This is a genomic window from Spiroplasma sp. hy2 (genome assembly GCF_044714365.1).
Lineage (GTDB): Bacteria > Bacillota_I > Bacilli_A > Mycoplasmatales > Mycoplasmataceae > Spiroplasma > Spiroplasma phoeniceum.
This window is the reverse complement of the sequence record NZ_RXFZ02000098.1, coordinates 1-3857: the sequence shown is the minus strand read 5'-3', so window position 1 is coordinate 3857 and position 3857 is coordinate 1. Positions and strand designations below refer to the sequence as shown.

6 protein-coding genes are annotated in these 3857 nt (G+C 24.3%); 2 read left to right on the top strand and 4 right to left on the bottom strand.

Features of this window, described 5'->3' with window-relative positions; translation table 4 throughout:
• Window positions 1-107: 107 nt before the first annotated feature.
• Complete coding sequence (locus EHV01_RS03855) at window positions 108-434, bottom strand: DivIVA domain-containing protein (protein WP_400248922.1); 327 nt, start codon at window positions 432-434, stop codon at window positions 108-110.
• A gap of 176 nt (window positions 435-610) precedes the next feature.
• Here EHV01_RS03855 and EHV01_RS03850 point away from each other — a divergent pair, with 176 nt between their 5' ends.
• The gene (locus tag EHV01_RS03850; RefSeq protein ID WP_422066278.1) at window positions 611-949 is read left to right on the top strand and encodes a Holliday junction resolvase RecU; all 339 of its coding nucleotides are present in this window, start codon (window positions 611-613) and stop codon (window positions 947-949) included.
• 33 nt (window positions 950-982) lie between these two features.
• Here the strand turns inward: EHV01_RS03850 and EHV01_RS03845 are convergent, their stop codons facing one another.
• Together EHV01_RS03845 and EHV01_RS03840 are read right to left on the bottom strand one after the other, a co-directional pair.
• A complete protein-coding gene (locus tag EHV01_RS03845) occupies window positions 983-1543 on the bottom strand; it encodes a DnaD family protein (RefSeq protein WP_422066277.1) in 561 nt (186 codons plus the stop codon).
• Window positions 1544-1566: 23 nt separating this feature from the next.
• Window positions 1567-1851 (bottom strand): HU family DNA-binding protein, encoded by a 285-nt coding sequence (locus EHV01_RS03840; protein ID WP_114565281.1) that lies wholly within the window; start codon window positions 1849-1851, stop codon window positions 1567-1569.
• 220 nt (window positions 1852-2071) lie between these two features.
• Between EHV01_RS03840 and EHV01_RS03835 the strand changes: the two genes are divergently transcribed.
• Window positions 2072-2902 carry a Pr6Pr family membrane protein gene (locus EHV01_RS03835; protein ID WP_422066276.1) on the top strand — a complete coding sequence of 277 codons (831 nt, stop codon included), beginning with the start codon at window positions 2072-2074 and terminating at the stop codon, window positions 2900-2902.
• A gap of 233 nt (window positions 2903-3135) precedes the next feature.
• Here the strand turns inward: EHV01_RS03835 and EHV01_RS03830 are convergent, their stop codons facing one another.
• On the bottom strand, window positions 3136-3393 hold the full coding sequence (locus EHV01_RS03830) for a hypothetical protein (RefSeq protein WP_422066275.1): 258 nt from the start codon (window positions 3391-3393) through the stop codon (window positions 3136-3138).
• Window positions 3394-3857: the final 464 nt, after the last annotated feature.

The following is a 3857-nucleotide window of genomic DNA, read 5'->3' as shown; positions in this document are numbered from 1 at the left end:
RTTTAAAATTTAAAGCAAAATCATAATCTTACACAAAATTAGTTTTCAAATTGTCATATTGATGATTTTTTTTATTTCATCAAGAGTTTTCGACAAAATTAAAGAATCTAATCGTTATTTATTTTTCCTTCTAAGTTATGAATACGCTTTATTAAATCCGCTTTTGAAAAACCTTCTTCTTCTAAGCGGGCTTTTTGAGCTTTTGTTTCATCAAGCTGAGCTCTTAAAACATCATTTTTATCTTGCAAATCATTTAATTGTTGACGCAAGTACTTGATTTCCTTATTAAAGTCATTTGTAATTCCTTCAAAAACTCGATAATCTGTCGCAACCATATCTAAGAATGTATCAACTTCATTTGGATCATAGCCTTGATAATCAACTTGTAATTCCTTATTAATAATATCCGTTGCTCGTAATTTAATTGTTTTCATTTTTTACACCTCATTTGCAAGGAACAAACTTCCTTTTTTGATAATTAATTATTGAAGGAGGAAACAAAAATGTATCTACCCAATAATCGTGGCATGTTTTTAGAATCTTTACTTAATTATACTATTCAAAAATATTTTGATAATAATACTGGTCTTTTTTTAAACGACCAGTAAATATTACCCCGCTTGAAAAACAACAGCATTTAATCACAAAAAGTTATTTTAAAACAAAAACTGGATGTGATTATTATGGACTTTATCAAGGTTATTATATTGAATTTGAAGCAAAAGAAAGTACTCAACAAAAATTTAATTTAAACAATCTTAAGACTCATCAATTACAACAATTAGCATCAGTTCATAATCATCATGGCATTAGTTTTATTATTATTTACTTTCATTATTATGATCGTTATTTTATTTTATCATATCAAAAATTAATAGAGTGAATAAAATTAATGCCAACAAAACAAATACCACTTTCATATTTTAAAATGGCCATGAACTTTTTTTAGTTTTTCCTAATTTTCTTGATTTCGAACCAATTCTTAATCAATTAATCAATTATATTTAGTTAATGATTTTGGTTTATTTTTAAGATAATTATCAATAAACTTCAGTAAATCTTTAAAAGTTAGTTTTGCATTTTGATGATTATTAATAATTAGGGTTAATTGAAAATCAGAAATTTTATTTTCTAAATAAGTATTTAAAGTTGCTTTTTCGTGTTCATTTAAAGGATACTGTAAAATTTGATTTACTTGTTCAAATAAAATCTTTTTTTCAACATTTAATTCTAGGTTTTCAATTGCAATAATGATCTTATTAAAAATTGGGGATAAATCCATTTCTAAAACACCTTTTTTCATTTTAATATCAATAAAACCAGCTTGTTTCAAATGATCTAACATCTTTTTTGCTTGAGCCTCAGTAAAATTAGAATGATTTGCAATTTCTAATGGCGTAATAAACCTTTTATCAGAAGAAGAACAGTTCATAATCAACATGATTAATATTAACTGTTTTTCTGACAAATTTATTAATTTATAATGACTTAACAAAAAACGTCACTTATTAATACTTCCTTTGTTAAATAAACTATTTAACATAACAATTAAATCTTTCCTAATTGTTAATTATTGTTTAAATCAGTTTTTAATTGTTTACCTGCTTTAAATTTAGCTGATTTAGAAGCTGGGATTTTAATTGTTTCTCCTGTTGATGGATTTCTTCCATCTCTTGCTGCTCTTTCAGTTACAGCAAATTTCCCAAATCCTGCAATTGAAACTTCTTTTCCAGCAACTAAAGCATTTTTAATATGATCAAAAACAAAATTTGTAATTTCTTCTGCGTGTGTTTTTGATAACACATCAGTAAATTTTTCGGCAATTTGTGCTGCTAGTTCTTTTTTTGACATAATTACACCTCTTCTAATAAACCTTGTATAAATTTAGGTTTATATTATCTTACCCAATTTTTATAAAAATGTATACCTTTTTAAACAAAAACATTATTTTAATAAAGTTTTCTGCTTTGATAAAGCATTTTTTAAAATAATCAATGTTACAATATTATAGTAGTAATGCAGGATATTAAATTACTACAAAAAACTAAAAAACAAGGAGAAATAGTTATCAATGATTTTAAAAATAAAATTAGCTTGAAAGCAAATTTATAAACTATTTTTTGCAATAGTTGGCCTTGCTATTTTAGGATGAGCGTTCGTTAATGGAATTTTAAATCAAAATGATATTATGAACCGTTATAATGGCGATTACACCGTATATACATTAGATTTTTTTACAACTTTTACATGCTTATCAAACCTAGGAATCTTATTCTGATTCTTAATTAGTGGAATTCGTCATCATCAAGAAAATAAAAATAAAATTCAATTATACCCAGTTGCACTAGCAGCAGCTTGTTATATTACAATTACTTTTATTATTTACAATTGTTTATTACTACCAACACAACCTTTACCATGCAGCGCGATAAGATGAATTACAACAGTTATTGACCATATGACAAATCCAATTGCATTTGTTATTTACATCTTATTTTTTATGGAAAATAAACAAGAAATTAACTTAAAACAATTTTTTAGAAAAAACTTTTGAAAATATTTACTTGTCCTATTAGCATATTGCGCTTATGCAATGATTAGAGGAGAATTACGTCGTTTGTCTGGTAACCATTTTACTTGACCAGGCAATGAACCAGAGGTTATTGAAAACCGATGATACCCCTATTTCTTTTTAAATATCCATACTCCTTTTTTAGGAATTCCAGGATATGTATGATTTTTCATTGTTTTTTTTGCCATTTTGGGAATCCTAATTGGTAGTATGTATTTATATAATTATTGTAATAATAAAATTATTAAAACAAAATTTTACCAAACATTGCAAGAAATAAGTATTAACAAAAACCATCATAATAGAAATTATTATGATGATAAACTATAAACATTGTTTATAGTTTTTTCTTTGCTCTTCATATTATAGTTTACATATTGATTATATTTTTCTTTTAATAAAAAATCTTTAGAAAGGTATTTAATAATTATAAGCATTTTAGTATTGATGAACGTGTTATATTAAGTCAGTTATTAATATCAAAACTATTTTACATAAAATTAATCGTTTTTATAGTGCAAAGTATATTTGTCTGTAAGTATTATGCAAAATTACATATAAAATTATATATTATATAATTTAATTCCTTTTCCAATTCCTTGTCATGCTCCGCCATAAACATAAGAGCCTGTAACACTTATTCAATGATATGATAAAATTTGAATATAAAAATTATTATTTTCATAATATCAAGTTAAAGCAAATTCTTGGACTGCTTTTAAATATGGAAAACCTGGTGATTGGAAGCTTTGCACTATAAAACGATTTTCATTGTTAATATAATGAGGAACATCATATGAAATAAGATAGTTTTGTTCCATAATATGCTTCTTCCCCTCAGCTAATTTTTGAAAAAAAATCACTTTTTTCACCTAAAAACATAATTTTTTTATAATTAATCGGATTATTTGTTCCAAGATTAAATGTATGAGATAAATGTCAACCATCGCTTTCTATATATCAATCATTAAAAATAATTTTATTTTTTTTTATTATTTTCATTATAGTAAAGTTTTATTTCTGTTTTGAATGTTGCTCCTTTTTTTGTTCAGATGATGAACTAAAAGCTGTTACTTTTGGTATACTTACTCCACTAATTGTTAATGCAGTTAATAAATTTAAAATTTTTTTCATTTTAAATTCACCCATCTTTCTGTCTTAATTTAAAGTAAGACAACATTAGACTTCTTGCATAACCTAGTTATTTTAAAATTCCTATAAAATATATTTAAAATAGAAATTATAGGAATCTAAAATTATGAAATTTGATAAATTTGATTTTWAT